The sequence below is a fragment of the Actinomycetospora chiangmaiensis DSM 45062 genome (assembly GCF_000379625.1).
GTDB lineage: Bacteria > Actinomycetota > Actinomycetes > Mycobacteriales > Pseudonocardiaceae > Actinomycetospora > Actinomycetospora chiangmaiensis.
In genome coordinates, this window is the sequence record NZ_KB903240.1 from 294,698 (window position 1) to 318,700 (window position 24,003).

Consider the following 24,003-nt stretch of genomic DNA (forward strand, 5'->3'; position numbering starts at 1 on the left):
CGGGGGGCGATCACGGACCGCTCGGCTCCCGGGGGACGCCGCCGAGGACGTCCACGAGCGCGTCCCACCGCGTCCGCCGTCCCTCGGGGAAGCGGGCCCGCGCCCGGACGTCCTTCGACGATCCCTCGCGGTACCGGCGGCGGGCCCACACCGACCGGGGACGCGCCAGCCGGACCGCCGCCACGACCGCGACCACCGGGAGGACGACCCCGATGATCGCCGACCCCGGCTTCCCCTTCAGGGCCGCCACGACGGAGAAGAGCACCGTGAGCACCACGCCCACCACGAACGCGGCGACGTCGCCCGGTTCGTCGGCGGTGAACGGGTCGGCCCCGAGGACGACCAGCAGGCCCAGCACGCCGACCACGAGCACCGCCTCCACCGACAGCCGGCCCTCCGGCGACCAGTAGACGTCGGAGAGGTGCAGCCAGAGCGCGAACTCGTCGAGCGCGAGGGCCATCCCGGCGCCGAACCCGACCGCCAGGACGACGCGCCACCCGCCGTCGGGCCGGTACACGAACTCCCCCGCCCCGGCGAGCACCATCAGGACGATCCCGTGGACCAGGTGGTGGACGTGGACCCCGCCCACGCTCGCGTCGCGGAACGGCCCCCGCCCGGCCCTGATCATGCGGGTGACGAACCGCGTGGCGAGGAAGACCACGACGAAGGAGCCGAGCAGCCAGAGGGCCGTCAGCCGACCGGGGTCGAACTCGAGCCGTACGTCCATCCGAGCGACCTCCTCGTCCGCGCCGTCATCCCACGGTGACCGATCCGGGGCCTCCGGGGGAGGTCCTGGCTGGTCACGAGTCGCTCTCGACCGCGGGGGGCCGACGCGCCACGATGACCCGTGTGGCGCAGACCCTGGACACTCGACGTGATCAGCGGCTGCTGCTCCTGTCGGTCTGGTCGTCGGCCGGGTTCGCCGTCGTCTCCTCGGTGTGGGGCCTGCTCGCCGGCTCGTCGATGATCGTGTTCGACGGCCTGTACTCGTTCGCCTCGATCGGGCTCTCGCTGTTGGCGGTGGCGGCCCTGCGGACCTCCCGGCGGGGCCCGGACGACGCGCACCCGTGGGGCCGCGAGGAGTGGGAGCCCGTCGTCGTCGTGGTCAAGGCGCTCGCGCTGGCCGCCCTGTCGGTCTACGCGGTGGTCGGCGGGATCGCGGACCTGCTCGCCGGGGGGCGGGAGGTCGCCACCGGGTGGGCGCTCGGCTACGCGGTGCTCGCGACGGCGGGCGGTGCCGTGATCACGGTGCTCCTGCGCCGCGGCGACGGCGGTCTCGTCCGCGCCGAGGCGGCCGAGTGGCAGGGCGACACGCTGCTGTCGGTGGGGGTCCTCGTGGGGTTCGGGATCGCCGCCGGTCTCGTGGCCGCCGGGCGTCCCGACCTCGCCGCCTACGTCGATCCCGGCATGGTCGTGCTCGTCTCGCTGGCCTTCCTGCGCGTGCCGGCCGGCCTCGTCGTCCGCGCCATGCGGGAGCTCCTCGCGATGTCCCCGCCCGCGGAGGTCATGCTCGGTCTGCGGGGGTGCGTGGACGCCGTGGCGGAGCGCTACGGCCTGCGCGACGCCGTGCTGCGGGCGTCCGCGGTCGGCAGCCGGGTGGACGTCGAGATCGACTTCGTGGTCGACGACGCCTCGCGGGTGCGGACGGTCGCGGACTGCGACGAGGTCCGGGCCGACCTGCACGAGCGGCTGGCGGCGCTCGGCCACGAGCGCTCCGTGGTCGTGGCCTTCACGACCGACCCGAGGTGGACCCGGTGACGGCGGCGCGCGAGGAGATCGTCGTGCACCTCGACGCCCCCGAGGACCTCTTCGCGGTGGACCCGCTCGCGCCGTTGTCCGCCTCGCCGGGCGACCGGCTGCGCGTGACGCCGGGGGTGGAGGAACTGCTCGGCGAGCTGCTCGGGCGCCCGGGCCTGCGCCGCCCGCGCCGCGTGGTGCTCACGCTGCCCCCGGCGGCCGCCGCCGAGGACGGTGTCGCCGACCGGCTCGAGGACGCGCTGCGCCGGTGGTGCACCGCCCGCACGAAGCGGATCGAGCGGGAGTCCCGGGCGGCCTGGCGCCAGGGGCTGTGGTCGCTGCGCGGCGGGGGTGCGCTGTTCGTCGTCGGCCTGCTGCTCTCGACCGACCTCCTCGACCCGGAGGTCCCGCCGTTCCTGCAGGAGGTCCTGGGCAACGGCGTCTTCCTCGTGATCGCCTGGATCGGGCTGTGGTACCCGCTCGACCTGCTGTTCTTCGCCCGCTCCCCGGCCCGCCGGGAGATGCGGGCGCTCGACGTCCTGGCCACGGCGCCGGTCACGGTGCGGCCGCGACCGTGACCGGCGGGGACCGGACTACGACTTCGTCGCGAGACCCTGCTTCGCCCGCGACCGCTGGCGGTTGCGGGTGTGCGAGTCGAGCTCGACCTTGCGGATCCGGACCGCGGACGGCGTCACCTCGACGCACTCGTCCTCGGCGCAGAACTCGAGCGACTGCTCCAGCGACATCAGCCGCGGCGGGGTGAGGCGGACCAGCTCGTCCCCGGTGGAGGACCGCATGTTGGTCAGCTTCTTCTCGCGGGTGATGTTGACCTCCATGTCGTCGGAGCGGGAGTTCTCCCCGACGATCATGCCGGTGTACACCTGCGTGGTGGGCCCGACGAACAGCTCGCCCCGCTCCGAGAGCAGCCCCACCGCGTGGCCCGTGACGGGGCCCGACCGGTCGGCGATCAGCGAGCCGGACAGCCGCGCGCGCAGCTCCCCGACCCACGGCCCGTAGCCGTCGAAGAGCTGGTTGGCGATGCCGGTGCCGCGGGTCTCGGTGAGGAACTCGGTGCGGAAGCCGATGAGGCCGCGCGAGGGAACCCGGTACTCGAGCCGGACGTGGTCCGACGAGGTCGAGTGGGTCATCTCGAGCATCTCGCCCTTGCGGGCGGCGAGCAGCTGGGTGACCGCACCCAGGTGCTCGTCGGGAACGTCGACCGACAGCCGCTCGAACGGCTCGTGGAGCTTGCCGTCGACGGTCTTGGTGACCACCTCGGGCTTGCCGACGGTCAGCTCGAAGCCCTCGCGGCGCATGGTCTCGACGAGGATGGCCAGCGCCAGCTCGCCGCGGCCCTGCACCTCCCAGGCGTCGGGCCGCTCGGTCGGCAGCACGCGCATGGACACGTTGCCGACGAGCTCGGCGTCGAGCCGGTTCTTCAGCAGGCGGGCGGTGAGCTTGGTGCCCGGCTTGGGGTCGCGGCCCGCGAGCGGCGAGGTGTTGATGCCGATCGTCATGGCGATGGCGGGCTCGTCGACCGTGATGCGCGGCAGCGGGTGCGGGTCGTCCGGGTCGGCGAGGGTGTCACCGATGGTGACCTCGGAGATGCCGGCGACCGCGACGATGTCACCGGCCTCCGCCTGCTCGGTCGACACGCGCTCGAGGCCCTCGGTGCGCAGCAGCTCGGTGACCTTGACGCGGGTGACGGTGCCGTCCTCGCGGCACCAGCCGACCTGCTGGCCCCGGCGGATGCGGCCGGACCGGACGCGGCACAGGGCGATGCGGCCGAGGTAGGCCGACGCGTCCAGGTTGGTGACGTGGGCCTGCAGCGTCCCGTCCGGGTCGTCCGCCGGGGCGGGCACCTCGGAGAGGAGCAGCTCGAACAGCGGGTCGAGGTTCTCGGAGTCCGGCACGGTGCCGTCGGCGGGGCGCTCGAGGGAGGCCTTGCCGGCGCGGGCCGAGGCGTAGACGACCGGGAGGTCGAGGAGCTGCGAGACGACGTCGTCGTCGAGCTCGAGGTCGGTCGCGAGCTCGAGGAGCAGGTCGAGCGACTCGTTCACGACCTCCTCGCACCGGGCGTCGGCGCGGTCGGTCTTGTTCACCGCGAGGATCACCGGGAGCCGCGCGGCGAGGGCCTTGCGCAGCACGAACCGGGTCTGCGGGAGCGGGCCCTCGGACGCGTCCACCAGCAGGACGACCCCGTCGACCATCGACAGGCCGCGCTCGACCTCGCCGCCGAAGTCGGCGTGGCCGGGGGTGTCGATGATGTTGAAGGTGACGTCCCCACGCCGGACGGCGGTGTTCTTCGCGAGGATCGTGATGCCCTTCTCGCGCTCGAGGTCGCCGGAGTCCATGACCCGGTCGACGAGCTCGGCACGCGCGGAGAAGGCGCCCGACTGGCGGAGCATGGCGTCGACGAGGGTGGTCTTGCCGTGGTCGACGTGGGCGACGATCGCGATGTTGCGCAGGTCGGTGCGCAGGGCGTGATCGGCGGACCCGGGCCGCTCGGGTGCGGTCGTGGTCACGAAGATGACTTCCTTCTACAGGGTGTCGGTCCCTCCCAGGTTACCGACCGTGATCCGCCGGGTCGTCGGGTGGACCGATGGCGTGCGCCACGTGGTCCTCCGCGACCGCCGCGGCCAGGCGTTCCCCCAGCAGGGGGGCGAACTTCGCGAGGTTCCCGCCCCACAGGACATGGACGTTCCCCGCCCGCGCCGTCCGCACCCCGTCCCCCTCCCCCACCGTCGGGGTGCAGGTGATCTCGTCGACCGGCTCCGGGTCGAGCTCGGGCAGCCGCTCCCGGACGTGGGCCGTGACGGCCTCGCGGGACCGCCGACGGACGTCGTCGAGGGAGTTCGTCGCGGTGGCCGTCACCTCGTCCGGCAGGTGGCCGCCGACCGCCCACGTCCCGTCCGGCGTGCGGTGCTGGTACGTCGCGTCGTCGATGTGGGCGGGCGGGATCACGGCCGGCCGCTCCCGGAACCGGAAGGCGAACCGGACGTGGTGCGCGAGCTCGGCCGGCACGGCGATCCCCCGCTGCGCCGCCAGCTCGGCGGTCCCCGCACCCGCCGTCAGGACGATCGCGTCCGCGTCGAACTCGTCGAGGTCCACCACCCGCCCGGGCCGCAGGTGGGGCTTCGTCGTCCGGAGCAGCAGCTCACCCGCGCCCGCGAGGTCGAGCGCTCCCCCGGACGGGTCGCCGAGCACCGGGCCGTCCGTCCTGCCCAGCGTTCCCGACAGAGCAGTCGAGCACGCCGATAGGGGGTCGCCGACCTGGTGCGGCGCGCCCGCGGCCGCCATCGCCGCGGCCCAGGCGTCGACCCGCGGGCCGGAGACGACGGCCCCCTCGTCGCCGAGCAGCGGACGCCCGGCGCGCTCGGACCAGGCGTCCCACAGCCCGCGGGCCTCGACCGCCGCGGCGACCAGGTCCGGGTCGCCGTGGGCGGACCGGAAGATGCGCGACGACCCGACGCTGCGCGCGCCCAGCGGTCGGCGCGCCTCGAGGACCGTCACGTCGTGGCCGCGGCGCAGGAGCGCGTCCGCGGTGGCCAGTCCGACGATCCCGGCGCCCACGACGGTGACCCGCATGAAACTCAGGGTCGCACCCCGATCCCGGACCGCGCAGTCCGGCGGAGGCTCGACGTCATGAAGATCGTGGTGTGGATCCTGGTCGGTATCGGCGCGCTCGTGGTGCTCGGTGGGGTCGTCCTGCCGCTCGTGCACTGGCTGCTCGGGGTGCTCGGCTGGCTGATCGCGGGCGCGCTCGTGATCGGCGGCGGCATCTGGCTCGCGAAGCGGGCCGGTGCACGCGGGGAGGTGGGCACGGGCGACCCGCAGCGCCTGCCGTGACGGCCGGGCCGGATGTCAGTGGCACGGAGGCACCGCAGGGGCGCCCGATGCCACTGAAGTCCGCCGGGACCTCGTCAGGGGCCACGGCGGGTCCCCCGGGCTGCCTCACATCATGACCGGGACCCGGCTACGACACCGTCGGCGCCCGGTCGGCGCCGGCGGCGAACACCCCGCTCGGGAAGGCGCCCGCCTCGAGGAGGCGCTTCGTGAGGCCGCCGCCGACCTCGGCGAGTTCGGCCGCAGCCTCGTCGCCCAGGTGCTGCCAGGGCGCCGCCGACATGCGGTCGGTCGCGGCCTCGATCGCGTCCCGGAAGGCGGCCCCGTCGTCGGTGAGCGACAGCGCGTCGTCCACCAGACCCCGGGAGCGCAGGCCCACCACGGCGTCGCCCCACTGCTCGGCGGACCACCCGCGGGTGGCCTGGGCGACCTCGGGGAGGAAGCCGCGTCCGGTCGCAGTGTGCAGGACCAGGGCCTCGACGCCGGACACGCCCGCGGCGAGCAGGGCCGCGAGGTGCGCGTCACCGCGGTACTCGCGCAGCAGCGTGACGGCGTGCCAGAGCGCGAGGTGCGGCTCGTCGGGCCAGGGCAGGTCGGCGTGCGCGGCGTAGAGCGGACGACCCTCTGGGCCGCAGACCGAGGCGGCCCGCCGGGCGAGGACACCGGCCCGCTCGCACTCCCGCGAGGTCGCGGCGTCACCGAGCAGGCGGCGCAGGGCGCGGTCCGCAGCGCGCAGCCGGGCGTTGAGCACGGCCTCGGGCGAGGCGGACAGCCAGATCATCGGCACGAAGCGCACGACCAGGGCCGGGTTGAAGTTGAAGTAGGTCGCCGCCACGACCCCCGGCCCCACGGGTCCCATGGCCGCCGAGCGCTGCGCGAAGTACTGCGCGCGCGGGTGGTCGATGCCGAGCTCCGAGAGCTCCTCACCGACCTCGGGCGCGAAGTAGATCATCGAGTGCAGGGGCTCGATCCGGCGGTACAGGCGCGCGACGTCGCTGGGCTCCACGGGGACGCACGCTAACGCCATCACACACGATCATGGGCACACTGGAGCCCGTGACCCGGTGGCCCGAACGAGCGCCCCTCGGCGGCCTCGCTCCCCGGCGCCGCCGGTTCGTGCTGATCATGACGGCGATCGTGCTGGCCGTGGCGGTGCTCGTCGGGGTGTCGGTCGCCCGCGAGTACGCGGTGCCGGCGAAGGCCGATCCCGCCGTCATGGGCCCGGTCGTGCTCGTCCCGGGCTACGGCGGCAACACGGCCGCGCTGCAGGCGCTTGCGCTGCGCCTGCAGGTGGTCGGGCGCCCGGCCGTCGTCGTGAACCTCCCCGACGGCGGGACGGGGGACTTCGCCGCGCAGGCGGCGGCCATCGACGACGCGGTGCGCGACCTCCTCCGCCACGACGGGGCCACGAGCGTCGACCTCGTCGGCTACTCCGCAGGCGGCGTCGCGTCGTGGCTCTACCTGGAGACGGGGACGACGGCGCCCGCGATCCGCCGCCTCGTCACACTCGGCTCCCCGCTGCAGGGCGCCGAACTCGCCGCGGCGGGCGGTGCCCTGGTCCCCGGTGCCTGTCCCCGGGCCTGCCAGCAGCTCGCGCCCGGCAGTTCCCTGCTGGCCCGCCTGGCGGCGCAGCCCCGGCCGGACATCCCGTGGCTCTCGCTGTGGACCGACCAGGACGAGACCGTCACGCCGCCCACCTCGTCGGCCCTGCCCGGAGTGCGCTCGATCCGGCTGCAGGCGGTCTGCGACGGCATCCTCATCGGGCACGGCCAGCTCCCGACGGCGGGTCTCGCCGTCGGGCTGACCCTCCGCGCCCTCGGCACCCGCCCGCTCCCGGTCCCCGTGCCGGGCGACTGCACGCGCCTGCAGGCGGAGGGCGTCGGCCGCCCCGTCCTCGTCGGCACACGATGATCGCGACCACTTTCAGCTGACGCAAGCGTTGCGGTGCGCAATCGTTGTCTAGGTGAACGATGCGGTGGACGCGCTCATGGCCACGACCCGGCTGCTGGTCGGGATCGCGACCCACGCCCTCGAGGACCTCGGCATGTCCCTGCCGCAGTTCCGCCTGCTGCTCGTCCTCGACGACCTCGGCCCGAGCGCCGGCACCGTCGCGGCCCACCGGCTCGGCACCGCCCCCTCGTCGGTGACCCGCCTCGGCGACCAGCTGGAGGCGTCGGGCCACCTCACCCGTCGTCGGGACCCGGCGAACCGCAGCGTCGTGGTGCTCGAGCCCACCGCGGCGGGGCGGGCCGTCGTCGCGACGGTCCTGGCCCGTCGTCGGGACGCGCTCGCCGAGCTCGTCGGCCGGCTCCCGGCCGCGCAGCGCGACGCCCTCACCGCAGCCCTGTCCGCCCTTCGAGACGCCGCCGGCGCCGATCACGGCACCGGCCCCGTGGAGCTGATGACCCCGTGACGAGACGCCCAGGACCACTCTCCGACTTCACCCTGACGCCCCGGGTGGGGGTGATCGTCGCATGGGCGATCCCGATCGGCGCGCTCGGGGCGGGTGCGGCCTGGCTGCTCCTCACCCTGATCGGGCTGATCACCAACGCCGTCTTCGGCGGCCGGCTCTCGGCCACCACGGTGAGCCCGGGGCAGCTGCACGCCCCGTGGTGGGTGGTGCTCGTCGCGCCCGTGGTCGGCGGGCTGATCGTGGGGCTGATGGCGCGCTACGGCTCCGAGAAGATCCGCGGGCACGGCATGCCCGAGGCGCTCGAGGCGATCCTGTTCAAGCGCAGCGTCGTCGAGGCGAAGGTCGCGGTGCTCAAGCCGACCTCGGCCGCGATCAGCATCGGCACCGGCGGACCGTTCGGCGCCGAGGGCCCGATCATCATGACCGGCGGCGCCCTCGGCTCCCTCGTCGCCCAGCGGCTCACCCTCACCGACGACGAGCGCAAGGCCCTCATGGTCGCGGGCGCGGCGGCCGGCATGGCGGCGACCTTCGACGCGCCGCTCGCCTCCGTCCTGCTGGCCGTCGAGCTGCTGCTCTTCGAGTGGCGTCCGCGCAGCTTCCTGCCGGTGACGGCGGCGGTCGTGGTCGCGACGCTGCTGCGCGGACCGCTGCTCGGGTCGGGGCCGCTCTTCGGGCTCGACACCACGCGCTGGGGTGTCGGCGCCCTCGCCGACGGGCTGAGCGTGGGGATCGGGTTGCTGGGCGGCCTGCTCGCGGTGGCCGTGACGGCGCTGGTCTACCGCTCCGAGGACACGTTCGAGCTGCTCCGCGGGCGGCTGCACTGGATGTGGTGGCCGGCGATCGGCGGGCTGATCATCGGGATCGGCGGGCTGATCGTGCCCCGCGCGCTCGGCGTCGGGTACGACGTCATCGGCGACCTGCTCTCCGGCCACGCCGCGCTGTCGCTCATCGTCGGGATCCTCGTGGTGAAGTCGCTGATCTGGGGGCTGTCGCTGGGCTCCGGGACGTCCGGTGGCGTCCTCGCGCCGACGTTCATGATCGGGGCCGCGCTCGGCGCGCTCGCGGGCTTCGTGCTGCCGCCGGTCGGACCGGGCTTCTGGGCGCTGGTCGGGCTCGCGGCCACGGTCGGCGGCGTGATGCGCTCGCCGCTCACCGGCGTCGTGTTCCCGCTCGAGCTCACCCACGCCTGGTCGGCGCTGCTCCCCCTGCTCGTCGCGTCGGCGACGGCCTACGGGGTGTCGGTGCTCCTGCTCCGGCGCTCCGTGCTCACCGAGAAGATCGCCCGCCGGGGCGGGCACCTCTCGCGCGAGTACGCCGTGGACCCGCTCTCGGTGCGCTTCGTCGACGAGGTGATGCTCCCCGTCCCGGACGACGGAGAGGGTCGGCCCCGGCTGCGCGTGGCTGCGGACGGCACGCTCGTCGGGGTGGTGCGGCGCTCGGGGGAGGTCGTGACGGACCCGGTGACCCTCGGGCCGGACGACACGCTCGTCGACGCCCGGCACCGGCTGCTGACCGCGGGGGTCACGGCAGCACCCGTCGTCGGGACGGGCGGGGAGCTGGTGGGGACGGCGACGCTGGAGGCGCTGCTGGCTCAGTCCCCGACGGTCGCGGGTGCGAGCCGGACGAGCGCGTCCGCGGCGGGGACGACGTAGTAGGCGCCGGTGAGGGCCGTCGTGTAGCGCGTCAGCGCGTCGCGGGGGCCGTCCTTGCCGGCCATGGCGTCGAGCATGGTCGCGAGCGGGCCCTGCGAGGCGCAGAAGCCGACGAACATCGTGCCGTGGTCGGAGGTGTCCCCGTAGGCGGAGTTGCGCCGGAAGATGTGGCCGTAGGTGTCCTGGTCGGTCCGGGCGGCGTGGGCGTCCGCCGGCTTGGGGTCGAGCTCCACCGAGTCGGGCTTCGTCCGGCCGATGACGTCCTCCTGGGTGCCGCGGTCGAGCGCGTACCAACGGTCGGCGTCGTGCCGCCACTTCTGCAGCAGGAGCACCGAGCCGCCGGCACCGGGCCGCCCGTCGGGCACGAGGACGACACCGGGCGCCTCGGCCGCCGAGGGGTTCTCGGTGCCGTCCTCGAAGCCCGTGAGGTCGCGGTCGTGGTGGTGGGACCAGGCGGTGGTCTCGTCGGCGAGGGCCGCGACCGCGTGCAGGGCCGCGACGGCGGAGGTGCTGCCGTCGAACACCACGGAGCGGCTGCCGCCCGACACCCAGATCACCGCGTCGTGCTGGGTCGCGGGCATGGTGAACCCGTCGGGGCCCGTGACGGGCTCGTCGTAGCCGCGCACGCCCGCGGGGGCGTCGTCCGGTGCGACCTCGGCCCACAGCTCGGGCCGGATCCCGACGACGAGGCTCACGGCTCCCGTCGTCCGGACCGAGACGGCGAGCTCCGCCAGCGCGTGGACCAGGGCCGCGGCGTCGATCCCCGGCAACCGGTCGAACTCCAGGTAGGCGTGCGAGGAGGTGCCGAGCGCGAGCACCCCGTTCTGCGGGACGGCCATGGTCGGGCACGCTACCGGCGGGCGGGCCGGGACCGCCTACTGCGCGACGTCCTTCGTCGTGAAGTTCGCCCACGCCGCGAGCATGAGGATCACGACGTAGGCGGCCTGCACGAACAGGCCCGACCGGATGTCACGCAGGAAGATCGGGTCGCGGAAGAAGTCGATCCACGCCAGCCAGTAGCGCGTCGGCAGGTACGGGGTCACCGACGCGGCGGCGTCGAGGGTCACCAGGACCTGCGACGAGATCAGCGCGGCGAGGGCACCCAGGGTGGCCCCCAGGGACGAGGCCGTCACCGTCGAGAGGAAGAGCGCGATCGCCCCGACCCCGAGCATGGACACGGTGATGTAGGCCATCGCACCGAGGAGCCGCAGCGCCAGGTCCATCGGCGAGAGCGGGTCACCCGAGAGCGAGGCGACGGAGTCGGCGGCCCGCTCCCGTGCCTGGGTCGGATCGAGCGCCGGCGCGCCGTTGTCGGCGCCCGCCCCCGCGGTCGGCGCACCCGGCGCCGCCGGAGCCGGGGCCGCCGGGTCGGCCGCGCTCGCGGAGCCGCCCGCGGACGGCGTCGACGCGGAGCCGCCGCCGGACCCGCCCGACGACGAGCCGCCCCCGCCCGGCCCCGAGATCTGGGGGATCGCGTTGACCACGGCGACCGGGTCGCCCGCGCCGAACAGGGTCACGCCCACCACGTACGACGTCCCCGCCACGGCGGCCACCGTCGCGACCACGAAGGCCACGATCGACACCAGCTTGGCCAGGAGCAGCTTCGTCCGGCTGACGGGGCGCACCAGCAGGTAGCGCAGGGTCCCGGCACCCGACTCCCCCGCCACCGTGTCGCCCGCGACCACCGCCACCGCGACCGGCAGGAAGATCGGCAGGACCAGCGCGAGGGCGGCCGCCGGGTACAGGGACCCGGACTCCAGGACGGCCGAGAGGAACGCCGCCCCCTCGCCGGGCGCGGGCGCGATGCGGGTCGTCGCCAGGAACACGGCGACGATCGCCGGCAGGAGGCACAACAAACCGATCGTCACCCACGTGCGCGGCCGCCGGAACAGCTTGCGCAGCTCGACGACCATCATGTCCGGTCGCTCCCGGGCCCCGTGATCCGCACGACGACGTCCTCGAGGCTCACCGTCTCCGGCTCCAGCGCGTCGAGGCGCACGCCGGCCCCGACGAGATGGCGGGCGAGTCCCGCCGCCCCGGTGCCGTCGGCCGGCGTGACGATCAGTGCGCCGTCGGGGGTCCGGTCCACCAGCGCCGACCCGAGCGCGGCCGCCGCCCGGTCGGCGTCGGGGGTCCGCACCACGACCCGTCCCGTCGGTCGCCGCACCGCGTCCAGCGGCTCCTCGAGCACGAGCCGCCCGCGGTCCACCACCCCGACCCGGGTGCACAGGGCCTCGATCTCGGCCAGCAGGTGGCTGGAGAGGAAGACGGTGGTGCCCTCGGTGTTCAGCTCGACGAGCAGCTCGCGGATCTCGCGGATGCCGTGCGGGTCGAGGCCGTTGGTGGGCTCGTCGAGGATGAGCAGGTCCGGCTTCGAGAGCAGCGCGCCGGCGAGGCCGAGCCGCTGCCGCATCCCGAGCGAGTAGGTGCGCACCGGTCGGCGGTCCACCCCGCCGAGGCCGACGCGCTCCATCGCCTCCCCCACGCGCCGCCGTCGCCCCGCCCGCGGGCCGGGGCCGGAGGCGTCGAGCAGGTCCAGGTTGGTGCGGCCCGAGAGGTGGCCGTACGCCGCCGGCCCCTCGACCATCGCGCCGATCCGCGGCAGCACCTGGTGCACCTCGCGCGGCACCTCGTGCCCCAGCACCCGGATCTCGCCGCGGGTCGCGAACACCAGCCCGAGGAGCATCCGGACCATCGTCGTCTTCCCCGAGCCGTTCGGGCCGAGGAACCCGTAGCGGTCCCCCCGCGCGACGTGCAGGTCGACGTCGTCGACGGCCGCCCGGGTGCCGTACCGCTTGGTGAGCCCCCGCGTCTCGATCACCAGCGGGGTGTCCACCGGCGGCCCCGGCAGCGGGCGCGCCCGCTGCACGGGCACCGGCTCGCTCGGGGTGCGGACGCCCGTGCCGGCGGTCGAGCCCCGCGGCGCCCCGTCCCGTCGCTCGCCGTCGCTGCGCTGGCCCAGGTCGGTCACGATGCTCCTGCGGAGTCGGCGGCGATGTCGGTCACGGCGCGGTCGAGGACGTCGTCGGTCACGAGCCCGCCGATCGCCCACGCCCGGGTGCCCACGCGCAGCACGGCCAGCCGCAGCAGCGAGGACTCGAGGGCGCCGGCGCTCGCGTTCGCCGTCCGGCCGAGCGCGTTCTGCGGCGCGGCGACGGCGATGGTCCGGCCGGCGGACCCGGCGTCGCCGATGTTGCCGAGCAGGGATCCCGCGATGTCGGCGGGCAGCGGGACCACGATCAGCTGCGACAGCGTCGTCCCGTACTTGCCGATCGCCGCGAACCCGCGCTGCGGGGCGACGCGCGCCACCCCGTCGACGACGGCGGGCACCGAGTCGGGGCTGCCCCGGCCGAGGACGCCGAACAGGTCGGAGGTGGGGCTGCGGGTGACCCCGACGCCGGGCGTCGGCTGCGCCACGAACAGCGACGGGTCCGGCGTCTCCCGGTCCAGGTCGAGGAAGCGGGTCACGACGACGGGTCCGGCCGACAGGGTGCCCGTCGCGCCCTTCGTGTGCAGCTCGACGGCGACCGGGAGCCCGTCGGTGGGGTCCGCCCAGACGTCGAGCGCGCCCACGGTGGTCCGCGGGTCGGCCACGGTGACGCGGAAGCCCGCTGCGTCCACCCCGGCCACGCGGCGGGCCGGCAGCCCGGTCACGGGATCGTCGGGAAGGGTGCCGGAGAGCAGGCGCCGCGCGAGCTGCGGGGGCAGCAGGTCGTCGGGGCGGGGAAGCCGAACGAGCGGGTCGCGCCGGACGTAGGTCAGCAGCTGGGCGCCGTAGTCCCACACGACCTGCCCGGTGGACGTGGTGTACCGGCTGCGCTCGCCCGCGGGGTAGAGCTGGTCGACGCGCACCCGGTCGGGGGCCGCGTACCAGCCGCGCAGCCGGGAGGTGCCGGAGAGCAGGGTGGTGACGTCGGAGAACTGGGCGACGTCGGGGAGGTTCAGCCCGCCCGAGGCCTCGGCGTACCCCGACCACGGGAGGTTCCCCGAGGCGGCGACACGGTCGCGCAGCTCGGCCGGCGACACCGACACGGCCGGCGACACGGGCCATGCTGCGACGACGACGGGGACGGCCACGAGCAGGGCCGCGACGACGGCGACCACCGTCCAGCGCCGGACCCGGACGGACCGGATCGGCGGCGGCGCTCCGCCGTCACCGGTCGCGCGGAGACGGTCGAGAATCGCGGTCACCCGCAGCCACGCTCCGTCCCGCCGACCCCGTCCACTCCGTCGAGAGTGCCATCCGCGGGGCAGGAGCGCCGTGAGGCCTCACACCGATTCGAGATCGCGCTTCCGGCTCCTCCGCGTGCGCAGGAGGCTCGCGACGGTGGTCAGGGCGAGGACGCCGATGATCACGCCCAGGGACAGCTCGATCCCGATCAACGGCACACCGACCGGCCGCCCGCCGTTCACGAACGGCAGCGTGTTGGTGTGCAGCGCCTCGAGCACGAGCTTCACGCCGATGAACGCGAGGATCACGCCGAGGCCGTACTGCAGGTAGACCAGGCGGGACAGCAGCCCGCCGAGCAGGAAGTACAGCTGGCGCAGCCCGAGCAGGGCGAAGGCATTGGCGGTGAAGACGATGTAGGGGTCCTTGGTGAGCCCGAAGATCGCCGGGATGGAGTCGAGGGCGAACAGCAGGTCGGTCAGCCCGATGGCGATCATCACCATGAGCATCGGGGTGATCATCCGGCGCCCCGCCTCGCGCACTATGAGCCGGGCGTCGCGGTAGTCCCTGGTGACCGGGACCACGCGCCGGACCGCACGGAGCAGGATGTTCTCGCGGAACTCGTCGTCGCCGGCGTCGGAACGCTCGAGGAAGACCTTGACCGCGGTGGCCACCAGGAAGGCGCCGAAGAGGTAGAACACCCAGGAGAACCGGGAGATCACGGCGGCACCGGCGAGGATGAACCCGCCACGCATCACCAGCGCGATGAGGATGCCGACCAGCAGCACCCGGTGCTGGAACGCCTTCGGCACCGCGAACGCCGTCATGATCAGCAGGAACACGAACAGGTTGTCCACCGAGAGCGAGTACTCGGTGACGTAGCCCGCGATGAACGCCGTCGCCTTCGGCCGGCCGCCGAGCACCAGCACCCCGGCCGCGAAGACCACCGCGAGGCCCACGTAGATCGCGACGCCCCGCCCGGCCTGGCGCATCGTGACCTCGGCCGGCTCACGGCCCGCCCACAGGTCGATCGCGAAGATCAGCACCAGGCCCGCGATCGTCAGGGCCCACACCCAGAAGGGTTCTCCTCCGCGGACCACGACGGGCCCCGGCACGGCAGACAGCAACACGGAATCCTCCGGTGGGAAGGTCGGCACCACACCGGAGGTCTCTCCCGCGCCCGACCCGCAACGGGTCGGCGCACCGGGCGCCCCGGACATCTTCCGGCTGTCGTGCTGACGAGGCGCTCGCAGGCGATCCGGGGATACTCCCCTCCACCAGGGACCCTCCCACGCCGGATCCGCGGCGACCACGCGGGGTGTCCGAAAGCTCACTCTCCTGCGCGCAACCCCGGTGCCCCACGCCGACATCACCGCGGCCACCTAGGGTTCCGGTGGTGATCCGCCTGTTCGTGCTGCCCCTGGTCGTGCTGCTGGGGGTGCTCCTCGCGGCTCCGGCGCAGGCGGTGCCGACCCAGACCTCGGACGGGGTCCGCACCCAGGACCTGCGCATCGCGGTGCGCGACGGCCCGGCCCGGGACCAGCCGCAGTCCCTCGACGCCACGCTCTACCTCCCGGCCCGGACCCCGGCGCCCGCGATGCTGCTGGCCCACGGGTTCGGCGCGGACAAGCGGTCGGTCGCCGGCGAGGCCCGCAGCCTCGCCGCCCGCGGGTACGTGGTGCTGGCCTGGTCCGCGCGCGGATTCGGGCAGAGCACCGGACAGATCGCGCTGAACAACCCGGACTACGAGGTCGCGGACGCCTCCCAGCTCGTGGACTGGCTCGCGCAGCGCCCGGAGGTCACGCAGGACGGCCCCGGCGACCCGCGGGTGGGCGTCATGGGCGGCTCCTACGGCGGCGCGCTCTCCCTCCTGCTCGCCGCCTACGACCGGCGGGTCGACGTGGCCGTCCCGATCATCACCTGGAACGATCTCGGTCAGGCGCTCTTCCCGAACGACGCCGCCACGGGTCCCCTCGCGGCCACCCCGGCGGCGGGCGCGGACGCCCCGGACGGGGTGTTCAAGCGGTCGTGGGCCTCGCTGTTCTTCGGGATCGGCACGCAGACCGGCTCGACCGCGGCACCCGACGTCTGCGGCCGGTTCCTCCCCGAGGTCTGCGCGGGCTACGTCGAGGCGGTGCGCACCGGCCGGGAGCCCGCCGCGCTCGCGAGCTACCTCGAGCGGTCCTCCCCCGCGTCCGTCGCGAACCGCATCACGGCCCCGACGCTGCTGGTGCAGGGCGAGAACGACACGCTGTTCGGCCTCGACCAGAGCGACGCGAACGCCCGTGCGATCGCCGCCGGCGGCGGGACCGTCGCCGTGGCCTGGTTCAACGGGGGTCACGACGGCGGGTCGCCGGACGCACGCACGAACGCGCGGATCCAGGGGTGGTTGGACCACTACCTCCTGGGGACCGGGTCGACGCCGTCCACCGAGTTCACCTACGCGCTGCCCTCCGGGGTCCGCAGCCGCTCGGCGCCCACCCAGCGCGTCGTCACCGCACCGGCCTACCCCGCGACGGCGCCGCGCGCCGACCTCGCCCTCTCCGGGGACGAGCAGGCCGTCGTCGCCCCGGCGGGCGGCGTGCCCGGTTCCATCTCGTCGATCCCCGGTCTCTCCGCCCTGGCCGGCGCCGCCGCCGGTGGCTCGGGCGGCTCGGGCGGCGGGTCGGGCGGCGGGTCGGGCGGCACCGAGGGATCCGGCGGCGGCGGCGGCGCGGGCGGTGGCGGGGGCGCGGGCGCCCTGCTCGGCCGGCTCGCGGCCGACCTCCCCGGCCAGGCGGCGACCTTCCGCACCGCGCCGCTGGCGGACCGGACGATCATCTCGGGCTCCCCGCGGGTCCGCATCGCCGTCACGACGACGGGTACGACCGCCCCCGGCGCCCCCGCGCCGTCGTCGGGACCGGTGCTCTTCGGCAAGGTCTACGACGTCGCCCCCGGACAGAACGGCGCCCCGGAGACGCGGACGCTGCTCGGCAACGCGGTCGCCCCGCTGCGGCTCGGGCCGCAGGTCGGCACGCAGACGGTGACCGTGACCCTCCCGGCCGTGGCGGCGACCGTGCAGGCCGGGCACCGGCTCGAGGTCGCGATCGCCACGACCGACCAGGGCTTCGCCTCCCCCGCGGACCCGGCGGTCTACCGCGTCGCGCTCGCCGGTCCGACGCTGTCGGTCCCGGAGGTCCCCGGCGAACAGGCCGGCGGGTCCACCGTGTCGACCGCACCGCTGATCGCGATCGGGATCCTGCTGCTCGCGGTCGTGGTCGCGGTGATCGTGGGACGGGTCGTCGCGGCGCGGCGGCGGCGTCGGGACCTCGAACCCGGCGGCGACCTCGCCGTCGACCCGGAGCTCGTCGACGTGCCGCTCGTGGTGCGGGGTGTCGCGAAGCGGTACCGCAACGGGTTCACCGCGGTCCGCGACGTGTCGTTCCGGGTGGAGCGCGGCCAGGTCCTCGGACTGCTCGGGCCGAACGGGGCCGGCAAGACGACGACCCTGCGCATGCTCCTGGGGCTGCTGCGCCCGACGGCCGGTGAGCTGCGGGTCTTCGGGGTGCGGGTGACGCCGGGAGCGCCGGTACTGGGCCGCATCGGCTCGTTCGTCGAGGGTCCGGGGTTCCTGCCGCACCTGTCGGGACGGTCGAACCTGGAGCTGTACTGGGCGGCGACCGGACGCCCGCTCCGCGAGGCGCGGATGCACGAGGCCCTGGAGATCGCCGGGCTCGGGACCGCGGTCGACCGGGTGGTCCGCACCTACTCGCAGGGTATGCGGCAGCGGCTCGCCATCGCCCAGGCGATGCTCGGGCTGCCCGACCTGCTCGTGCTCGACGAGCCGACCAACGGGCTCGACCCGCCCCAGATCCACGCCATGCGGGAGGTGCTGAAGCAGTACGCGAGGGAGGGGAACCGGACGGTGCTGGTGTCCAGCCACCTGCTCGCCGAGGTGGAGCAGACGTGCGACCACGTCGTCGTCATGCACCGCGGCGAGGTCGTCGCGGCGGGCGAGGTGGCCGAGCTCGTGGCGGGCGGCCAGGTGGCCGTCGCGGTCGCCGGGGACCGCGACCGCGCGGTGGTGGCGCTGCGCGACGCCGGGTTCGCGGCCGAGTCCGACCCGGAACGGGCGGACGTGGTGATCGCCGACAGCGGCAGCACCGAGGGCGAGCGGGCATCCGTCGTCCGGACGTTGGTGGCGGCGGGGGTCGACGTCGTCGGGGTGGGGCCGCGTCGTCGCCTGGAGGACGCGTTCCTCGCGCTGATCGGGGAGGAGCAGCGATGAGCTCGGAACTGGCCGATCACCGCCTCGGGCCGCGCGAGGCCTCGTCGGGGCGGACGCTCCCGGTCCGGATCGAGCTGCTCCGGCAGCTGCGCCGGCGGCGCACCCAGATCACGCTGGGGCTCTTCGCCCTGCTGCCGGTGATCCTGTGGATCGCGTTCTCGGTGGGGAACGGCTCGTCGGGGCAGGCGGGGCTGTCGCTCACCGACCTCGCGCAGACCTCGGGCCCGAACTTCGTGGTCTTCGCGCTGTTCTCGTCCGCGAGCTTCCTGTTCGTGGTGGTCGTGGCGCTCTTCTTCGGGGACACGGTCGCGAGCGAGGCGTCCTGGTCGTCGCTGCGCTACCTGCTCGCGATCCCCGTGCCGCGGGTGCGGTTGCTGCGACAGAAGGTGATCGTCGCGGGCCTGCTGTCGATCACCGTGATCGCAGTGCTGCCGCTGGTGGCGCTCGCGCTCGGGACGCTGGTCTACGGCGACGGGGCCCTGGCGTCACCGACCGGGGAGACGCTCACCTACGGGACCGGCGTGCTGCGGCTCCTGCTCGCGGTCGTCTACGTCGCCCTGCAGCTGACGTGGGTGGCAGGCGTCGCGACGCTGCTCTCGGTGACGACCGACGCGCCGCTCGGGGCGGTCGGCGGGGCGGTCCTCGTCTCGATCCTGTCGCAGATCCTCGACACCGTGGACGCGCTCGGGTCGATCCGGAACGTCCTGCCGACGCACTACGCGTTCGCCTGGACCGACCTGCTCACCGCCGACGTCGACGGCACGGAGATGGCGAACGGCGTCCTCACGGCCCTGGTGTGGGCCACGGCGTTCGGCGCGACAGCGGTCTGGTGGTTCCGGCGGAAGGACATCACGAGCTGACCAGCTCCGGCGCCAGGCGTTCCAGGCGCCGCAGTTCCTCGTCCAGGTCGTCCCCCGGGCGCCCGAGCAGGACGACGTGGTCGGCGCCGGCCCGGCGGTGGGCTTCGACCGCGGCCGCGAACGCCTCTGGATCGCCGTGGGCGACGACGGCGTCCCGGGTCGACGGGTCGGCAGGGTCGAGCCCGAGGTCGACGAGCAGGGCGCCGTACGCGGGGTCGGCGACGAGCCCGCCGTAGAGCTCGTCGGCGGCGACGCGGGCCCGGTCGGGCTCGGGATCGGTGAGGGCGGCGATCGCCACGACGAGGAGCTTGTCGGGGCCGAGGGCGGCGCGGGCCCGCGCGGTGGCGCCGGGCGGGCGCATCGCGGGCAGGGCACCGTCGGCGATCTCCGCGGCGAGCGCGGTCAGCCGTGGTCCCTGGGCCGCGAGGATGCGGGCGTAGGCGGCGTCGGGAGCGGGCGGCATCGTGGGCGCGTCCATCCGCCGCACGTAGTCGCGCAGCACGGCGAGCGGGCGCCCGTACTCCCGCCCGACGGCCTCGGCCTGGACCGGGTGGCCCGCGCCCAGGCCGAGCACGATGCGACCGAGGTACGCCTCGGTGAGGAACGCCGCCGCGGCGTGCGCCGTCTGCGGGGCACGGGCCCAGACGTTGGCGATCCCGGTCCCCAGCACGAGCCGGTCGGTCGCGGCGAGCAGCGTGGCCACCTGCACGAGGGTGTCCTTGCCGCCGACCGTCTCGTTCGTCCAGGCCGCGCGGTACCCGGCGGCCTCCAGCCGTCGGGCCGCCCCGATCTGCGCGGCGACCGGGGGCAGGCCGGTGACCGGCACGGGCAGGTACGTCCCGAGCGGACCGAGGGCGGCGCGGGCACTGACGACAGCGGCTGACATCACGATGTCAGTGTCCGTCGTCGGGACGACGGCGTCCACCGGGCCCGCGCCCGCGACCGGGCTCAGGGGCGGCGGCGCAACCCGTGGATCAGTCGCCGCATCACGCGCGGCTCGTCGGACTCCGCGGGCGCGTCGTCGGTCGGCTCCGTCGCGTCGGGCGTGACCTCGGCGTCGGGCACGTCCTCCGCCACGGCACGGTCGACGGGGTCCGGCGCGATGATGACCGGGTAGGGCATCGGCGCCGGCTCCTCGGTGCTGCCGTCCTCGGGCACCGGTGACGGCGGGGGCAGCACGACCATGACCGGGGCGAAGGAGCTGCGCCGGGTCGGTTCGGGGGCGGGCGCCTCGACGCCGGCCACCGGGGCGACCGGCCGCGGCAGCCCGATCTCCACGGTCTCGGCGACCTCGGCGACCTCGGCGACCTCGACCACCTGGGCCACCTCGGCGACCTCGACCACCTGGGCCACCGCCACCTCGGCCACCGACGCCACTGCCGTCTCCGCGGTGTCGGGCACCGGGCCCGCGGCGACGGCGGGAGCCGGTGTCGCGACCCGTGCGGTGAGGGCGACGTGGACCCTGGGGGCCGGCGCGACCGGCATCGCGACCGGCATCGGCGGCGCCACGGGCGGGCTGACGACCCGCGCGGGAGCGAGCACGGGAGCGGGCGGCGGGGGCACGATCCGCGGCGCGGGCACCGACGGTCCGGCGACGTCGGGTCCGTCGGGGTCGCGGGGCGCCGGGATGCGCGGGCGCAGCACCGGCGCGCCCGTCGGGCCGTCCAGGCCCGCGAGCGCCGCCCGCGACCATGGCAGGCTCCCCTGCGACCGGTCGACCCGGAGCGCCACCCACACCGACTCGGGGTGGCCGGGACCGGCGAGCACCAGGCGTGACAGGTGGAAGGCGGACGGCGTCGTCGACACGACGTCCTCGAGTTCGCGGCGCCCCGTCCGGTCCGCGGCCGCCCGGGCGCGGGCGAGCAACGGGTCCGCCGAGCCGGCCGGGCCGCCCCACTCCCCCAGGACGTGCTGCCCCGAGACGTCCACCACCGCGACGTGCTCCACGCCGGGGAGGCCGGTGAGGGCCTCGACGTAGGGGTGGGTCGGGTCGGGGTCGCCCTCGCCCGCCATGTCGTCCGCAGCGGATGTCGCCTGTGCCACCACGCCATACCCCGTCGCTGTCGAAGATCCCGGCCCCGCACGGTAGGGACGCCCCTCCCGGGGCGACACCGCCGAATGGACATCGCCCGCGGACGCCTCGGCGTGACAGGTCGGGGCGGGGACGTCGGATTCGCCACGTCGGGTCGACGCGGGCCCGGTGGACGCGCGGCGAGGCTGGGCTCACCCGGGGGCGTTGCCTCCTGCCCGGAGTCCGGCCGGACGAACGGGATCCCCGACGAGGAGGAACCATGTCCGAGCACGGACGCCACGGCGCCGCCACGGCCGAGGTGGCCGACCGCGGCCGCACGGTCGTCGGTCTGCTCGCCGACCCCGACACCCCCACCGAGGTCGCCTCGAAGGTGGCCGACCAGCTCTCGTCCCTGCTCAGCGACCACGTCGACCGGGACATCGAGTGGGAGGTCCGCACCATGACCCACCCGATCACCGCGTCGGTCCAGGACCCGGAGCAGGTCCTCGACGCGGTCGCCGACCAGGCCGCCGAGGCCGAGTGGGACATCGGGATCTACCTGACGGATCTGCCGATCCAGCACGGCGACCGGCCGATCGTGGTCGACGTGGACCACCACCGCCGCGTCGCCGGTCTGTCGCTGCCCGGGTTCGGTCCCTTCCGGCAGCACGAGAAGGTGCGCAACGCCGTCGTCCGCCTCGTCGCCGACCTGGCCGGGATCGCCACCGCGGGCCTCGACGGCGGGCAGGACCAGCCCGGTCAGCTCGCGCAGACGCTCGGGAGCCCCCTGAACCCGGTCCACGTCGTCGAGGCCGACGAGGGCCGGCACACCCGGCGGTACGTGACGACCCCCCGACGCGGCCGTGTCCGGCTGCTCGCCGGGATGGTGAGCACCAACGAGCCGTGGCGACTCCTGCTGGGGATGCGCACGGCCCTGGCCGCCGTGCTCGGGACCAGCGCGTACCTGACCATCAACTCGACCATCTGGTTGCTCGCCACCCGCCTCGGCGGGGTCAAGCTGACGCTGACCCTGCTGATCTCGGTGGCGCTGATGGTCGTGTGGATCATCGGGGCGCACCACCTGTGGGAACGCGCCCGCGACGCGGAGGAACGCGAGGAGGTCGTCCTCTTCAACGTCTCCACCGTCCTGACGCTCGCCATCGGCGTGCTGACCATGTGCGTGGCGGTGTACGTCATCACCCTGCTCGGGTCGCTGTTCCTCCTCGACGACTCGGTGTTCGCCCAGTACCTGGGGCGGCCACCGACACTGGGTGACCACCTGTTGCTGTCCTGGCTGGCCACCGGTCTCGCGACCGTCGCCGGCGCCCTCGGGTCCGGACTCGACAGCGAGGAGGCCGTGCGCCGGGCCGCCTACGGGTACCGCGAGCGGCAGCGCCGCGACGAGATCGGTGAGGCGGACGAGGGCGGGTCGGACCGGGGCGGGGAGGACGACGGGGACCGGGAGCGGTCCTCGTCGTCCTCCTGACGCCGGGTGCTACCCGACCACGTCCGCGCGGCGGGCCGCCGCCGCGAGCGCGCGGGCACGTTCCCGGTCGCGCTGCTCGTCCTCCAGCTTGACGTACCCGTCGTCGTCGCCCCCGATCGGCTTCGCCGCACCTTCGAGGGCCTCCCCGACGATCCGGACCGGCACCGGGAGCGACCGGTGCGTCAGCATGACGAGGAACGGGGCCGCGGCGATGAACGCCGCCAGGGGCGGATCGACCACGCCGAGCGCGACGGCGAGGCCGACGCCGCCGAAGTAGCCGATCGAGCGTGGGACGTCGATCAGGACCGGCCCCACCCGGATGCCGTGGGTATCGGGTTCGTCTGCCATGTCCTTCTCCTCGCTGGTCGGGTTCGCCGGCCTCCTCACGGGGTGAGGACGACCTTCTCGCAGCCGTCGGCCTTCTCGACGAAGGTGCGGTAGCCCTGCGGCGCCTGCCCGAGCGGCAGCCGGTGGGTGATCACGAACGAGGGGTCGATGTCCCCGTTGCGGACGTGGTCGAGCAGCCGCGGCATGTAGCGGTGCACGTGGCACTGACCGGCGCGCATGGTCAGGGACCGGTTCATGAACGACCCCATCGGAAACTTGTCGGTCAGCCCGCCGTAGACGCCGATGACGGACACGATGCCGCCGTTCGCGCAGCTCGCGATGGCCTCCCGGAGCACGTGCGGCCGTTCGGTCTCCACCCCCACGGCCTGCTTGGTGCGGTCGTAGGCGTGGAGGGCCCCGTTGGCGTGGTGGGCCTCCATGCCGACCGCGTCGATGCACTTGTCCGGCCCGCGGCCCCCGGTCATCTCGGCGAGGGCCTCCGGCACCGACACCTGCTCGTAGTCCAGCGTCTCGGCTCCGGTCTCCTGCGCCATCCGCAACCGGTAGTCGATGCGGTCGATCGCGATCACCCGCTCGGCACCGCGCAGGAAGCAGCTCGCGATGGCGAACTGGCCCACGGGGCCGGCACCCCAGACCGCGACGACGTCGCCGGGGCCCACCTCGGCCATGTCGGCGCCCATGTATCCGGTGGGGAAGATGTCCGAGAGGAACAGGACCTTCTCGTCGGGGAGCTCGGACTCGACCTTGAGCGCCCCGAAGTCGGCGAACGGCACCCGGGCGTACTCCGCCTGGCCACCGGGATAGCCGCCCAGCATGTGGGAGTAGCCGAAGAGCGCGGCCGGCGAATGGCCCATCATCTTCTCGGCGATCCCGGCATTGGGGTTGGAGTTCTCGCACAACGACGTCAGTCCGCGCTCGCAGGCCCCGCACACCCCGCAGGCGATGGGGAAGGGCACGACCACCCGGTCGCCGACGGACAGGTTGTCCACCCCGGGCCCGGTCTCGACGACCTCGCCCATGAACTCGTGCCCGAGGACGTCGCCCTCGCGCATCGTCGGGATGAGGCCGTTGTAGAGGTGCAGGTCCGATCCGCAGATGGCGGTCGAGGTGATCTTCACGATGGCGTCGCGCCGGTTGAGGATCGTGGGGTCGGGCACGTCCCGGACCTCCACCGACCGCTTCCCGGTCCAGCAGTTGGCTCGCATGTGTCTCCTC

At 74.7% G+C, this 24,003-nt stretch carries 22 protein-coding genes; 9 read left to right on the plus strand and 13 right to left on the minus strand.

Annotated elements, in window-relative coordinates; genetic code table 11:
• Positions 1–10 precede the first annotated feature (10 nt).
• A complete protein-coding gene (locus A3CO_RS0118450) occupies positions 11–727 on the minus strand; it encodes a hypothetical protein (RefSeq protein WP_018333722.1) in 717 nt (238 codons plus the stop codon).
• 113 nt (positions 728–840) lie between these two features.
• Here A3CO_RS0118450 and A3CO_RS0118455 point away from each other — a divergent pair, with 113 nt between their 5' ends.
• Together A3CO_RS0118455 and A3CO_RS33020 are read left to right on the plus strand one after the other, a co-directional pair.
• Positions 841–1,758 (plus strand): cation diffusion facilitator family transporter, encoded by a 918-nt coding sequence (locus tag A3CO_RS0118455; RefSeq protein ID WP_157647681.1) that lies wholly within the window; start codon positions 841–843, stop codon positions 1,756–1,758.
• A complete protein-coding gene (locus A3CO_RS33020; RefSeq protein ID WP_157647682.1) occupies positions 1,755–2,315 on the plus strand; it encodes a hypothetical protein in 561 nt (186 codons plus the stop codon). Before A3CO_RS0118455 ends, A3CO_RS33020 begins: the two co-directional genes overlap by 4 nt.
• Positions 2,316–2,330: 15 nt before the next feature.
• Here A3CO_RS33020 and typA read toward each other — a convergent pair whose 3' ends face one another.
• Together typA and A3CO_RS0118470 are read right to left on the minus strand one after the other, a co-directional pair.
• The gene (gene typA, locus A3CO_RS0118465; protein ID WP_018333725.1) at positions 2,331–4,262 is read right to left on the minus strand and encodes a translational GTPase TypA; all 1,932 of its coding nucleotides are present in this window, start codon (positions 4,260–4,262) and stop codon (positions 2,331–2,333) included.
• A gap of 40 nt (positions 4,263–4,302) precedes the next feature.
• Complete coding sequence (locus tag A3CO_RS0118470; RefSeq protein WP_018333726.1) at positions 4,303–5,325, minus strand: NAD(P)/FAD-dependent oxidoreductase; 1,023 nt, start codon at positions 5,323–5,325, stop codon at positions 4,303–4,305.
• 57 nt (positions 5,326–5,382) lie between these two features.
• Between A3CO_RS0118470 and A3CO_RS0118475 the strand changes: the two genes are divergently transcribed.
• A complete protein-coding gene (locus A3CO_RS0118475; RefSeq protein WP_018333727.1) occupies positions 5,383–5,586 on the plus strand; it encodes a hypothetical protein in 204 nt (67 codons plus the stop codon).
• A 127-nt stretch (positions 5,587–5,713) separates the two neighbouring features.
• On the opposite strand, the gene A3CO_RS0118480 is transcribed toward A3CO_RS0118475, so the two are convergent.
• Complete coding sequence (locus A3CO_RS0118480; protein ID WP_018333728.1) at positions 5,714–6,589, minus strand: SCO6745 family protein; 876 nt, start codon at positions 6,587–6,589, stop codon at positions 5,714–5,716.
• Between the two features lie 50 nt (positions 6,590–6,639).
• Between A3CO_RS0118480 and A3CO_RS33025 the strand changes: the two genes are divergently transcribed.
• The 3 genes from A3CO_RS33025 to A3CO_RS33030 are packed head-to-tail and all read left to right on the plus strand — an operon-like array spanning position 6,640 to position 9,648.
• The gene (locus tag A3CO_RS33025) at positions 6,640–7,494 is read left to right on the plus strand and encodes an esterase/lipase family protein (protein ID WP_018333729.1); all 855 of its coding nucleotides are present in this window, start codon (positions 6,640–6,642) and stop codon (positions 7,492–7,494) included.
• A gap of 52 nt (positions 7,495–7,546) precedes the next feature.
• Positions 7,547–7,996 carry a MarR family winged helix-turn-helix transcriptional regulator gene (locus tag A3CO_RS0118490; protein WP_245561531.1) on the plus strand — a complete coding sequence of 150 codons (450 nt, stop codon included), beginning with the start codon at positions 7,547–7,549 and terminating at the stop codon, positions 7,994–7,996.
• Positions 7,997–8,040: 44 nt separating this feature from the next.
• On the plus strand, positions 8,041–9,648 hold the full coding sequence (locus A3CO_RS33030) for a chloride channel protein (RefSeq protein ID WP_018333731.1): 1,608 nt from the start codon (positions 8,041–8,043) through the stop codon (positions 9,646–9,648).
• Here the strand turns inward: A3CO_RS33030 and A3CO_RS0118500 are convergent.
• The 5 genes from A3CO_RS0118500 to A3CO_RS0118520 all read right to left on the minus strand — a co-directional run bounded on the left by A3CO_RS0118500 (position 9,588) and on the right by A3CO_RS0118520 (position 14,946).
• Positions 9,588–10,487 (minus strand): Dyp-type peroxidase, encoded by a 900-nt coding sequence (locus A3CO_RS0118500; protein WP_018333732.1) that lies wholly within the window; start codon positions 10,485–10,487, stop codon positions 9,588–9,590. The two genes, A3CO_RS33030 and A3CO_RS0118500, sit on opposite strands and share 61 nt — an antisense overlap.
• Before the next feature lie 36 nt (positions 10,488–10,523).
• Positions 10,524–11,564, minus strand: coding sequence for an ABC transporter permease (locus A3CO_RS0118505; protein WP_018333733.1), 1,041 nt, complete (start codon positions 11,562–11,564; stop codon positions 10,524–10,526).
• Positions 11,561–12,619 carry an ABC transporter ATP-binding protein gene (locus A3CO_RS38240; protein WP_018333734.1) on the minus strand — a complete coding sequence of 353 codons (1,059 nt, stop codon included), beginning with the start codon at positions 12,617–12,619 and terminating at the stop codon, positions 11,561–11,563. The genes A3CO_RS0118505 and A3CO_RS38240 overlap by 4 nt, the downstream gene beginning before the upstream one ends.
• Positions 12,616–13,839, minus strand: coding sequence for a hypothetical protein (locus tag A3CO_RS38245; RefSeq protein ID WP_018333735.1), 1,224 nt, complete (start codon positions 13,837–13,839; stop codon positions 12,616–12,618). Before A3CO_RS38245 ends, A3CO_RS38240 begins: the two co-directional genes overlap by 4 nt.
• Positions 13,840–13,917: 78 nt before the next feature.
• Positions 13,918–14,946: a TerC family protein gene (locus A3CO_RS0118520; protein WP_245561532.1), complete on the minus strand. Its 1,029-nt coding sequence runs from the start codon at positions 14,944–14,946 to the stop codon at positions 13,918–13,920.
• Between the two features lie 263 nt (positions 14,947–15,209).
• Between A3CO_RS0118520 and A3CO_RS0118525 the strand changes: the two genes are divergently transcribed.
• Positions 15,210–18,083, plus strand: a complete 2,874-nt coding sequence (locus A3CO_RS0118525; RefSeq protein ID WP_018333737.1) for an alpha/beta fold hydrolase — start codon at positions 15,210–15,212, stop codon at positions 18,081–18,083.
• Positions 18,080–18,943, plus strand: a complete 864-nt coding sequence (locus A3CO_RS0118530; RefSeq protein WP_018333738.1) for an ABC transporter permease — start codon at positions 18,080–18,082, stop codon at positions 18,941–18,943. Before A3CO_RS0118525 ends, A3CO_RS0118530 begins: the two co-directional genes overlap by 4 nt.
• Here A3CO_RS0118530 and A3CO_RS0118535 read toward each other — a convergent pair.
• Both A3CO_RS0118535 and A3CO_RS0118540 read right to left on the minus strand, forming a co-directional pair.
• Positions 18,933–19,829, minus strand: a complete 897-nt coding sequence (locus tag A3CO_RS0118535; RefSeq protein ID WP_026204748.1) for an LLM class flavin-dependent oxidoreductase — start codon at positions 19,827–19,829, stop codon at positions 18,933–18,935. The two genes, A3CO_RS0118530 and A3CO_RS0118535, sit on opposite strands and share 11 nt — an antisense overlap.
• Positions 19,830–19,891: 62 nt before the next feature.
• Entirely contained in the window at positions 19,892–20,986 is a 1,095-nt protein-coding gene (locus tag A3CO_RS0118540; RefSeq protein WP_157647683.1) for a hypothetical protein, read from the minus strand.
• 248 nt (positions 20,987–21,234) lie between these two features.
• Between A3CO_RS0118540 and A3CO_RS33040 the strand changes: the two genes are divergently transcribed.
• A complete protein-coding gene (locus A3CO_RS33040) occupies positions 21,235–22,440 on the plus strand; it encodes a hypothetical protein (protein WP_018333740.1) in 1,206 nt (401 codons plus the stop codon).
• A gap of 9 nt (positions 22,441–22,449) precedes the next feature.
• Here A3CO_RS33040 and A3CO_RS0118550 read toward each other — a convergent pair whose 3' ends face one another.
• Positions 22,450–22,788, minus strand: a complete 339-nt coding sequence (locus A3CO_RS0118550; RefSeq protein ID WP_026204750.1) for a hypothetical protein — start codon at positions 22,786–22,788, stop codon at positions 22,450–22,452.
• Between the two features lie 35 nt (positions 22,789–22,823).
• Positions 22,824–23,993 (minus strand): zinc-dependent alcohol dehydrogenase, encoded by a 1,170-nt coding sequence (locus A3CO_RS0118555; RefSeq protein ID WP_018333742.1) that lies wholly within the window; start codon positions 23,991–23,993, stop codon positions 22,824–22,826.
• Positions 23,994–24,003: the final 10 nt, after the last annotated feature.

Coding starts and splice junctions, on each gene's coding strand:
- A3CO_RS0118450 (WP_018333722.1), bottom strand. CDS start 727: ATGGACGTACGGCTCGAGTTCGACCCCGGTCGGCTGACGGCCCTCTGG.
- A3CO_RS0118455 (WP_157647681.1), top strand. CDS start 841: ATGACCCGTGTGGCGCAGACCCTGGACACTCGACGTGATCAGCGGCTG.
- A3CO_RS0118470 (WP_018333726.1), bottom strand. CDS start 5,325: ATGCGGGTCACCGTCGTGGGCGCCGGGATCGTCGGACTGGCCACCGCG.
- A3CO_RS0118475 (WP_018333727.1), top strand. CDS start 5,383: ATGAAGATCGTGGTGTGGATCCTGGTCGGTATCGGCGCGCTCGTGGTG.
- A3CO_RS0118500 (WP_018333732.1), bottom strand. CDS start 10,487: ATGGCCGTCCCGCAGAACGGGGTGCTCGCGCTCGGCACCTCCTCGCAC.
- A3CO_RS0118505 (WP_018333733.1), bottom strand. CDS start 11,564: ATGATGGTCGTCGAGCTGCGCAAGCTGTTCCGGCGGCCGCGCACGTGG.
- A3CO_RS0118530 (WP_018333738.1), top strand. CDS start 18,080: ATGAGCTCGGAACTGGCCGATCACCGCCTCGGGCCGCGCGAGGCCTCG.
- A3CO_RS0118535 (WP_026204748.1), bottom strand. CDS start 19,829: ATGTCAGCCGCTGTCGTCAGTGCCCGCGCCGCCCTCGGTCCGCTCGGG.
- A3CO_RS33040 (WP_018333740.1), top strand. CDS start 21,235: ATGTCCGAGCACGGACGCCACGGCGCCGCCACGGCCGAGGTGGCCGAC.
- A3CO_RS0118550 (WP_026204750.1), bottom strand. CDS start 22,788: ATGGCAGACGAACCCGATACCCACGGCATCCGGGTGGGGCCGGTCCTG.
- A3CO_RS0118555 (WP_018333742.1), bottom strand. CDS start 23,993: ATGCGAGCCAACTGCTGGACCGGGAAGCGGTCGGTGGAGGTCCGGGAC.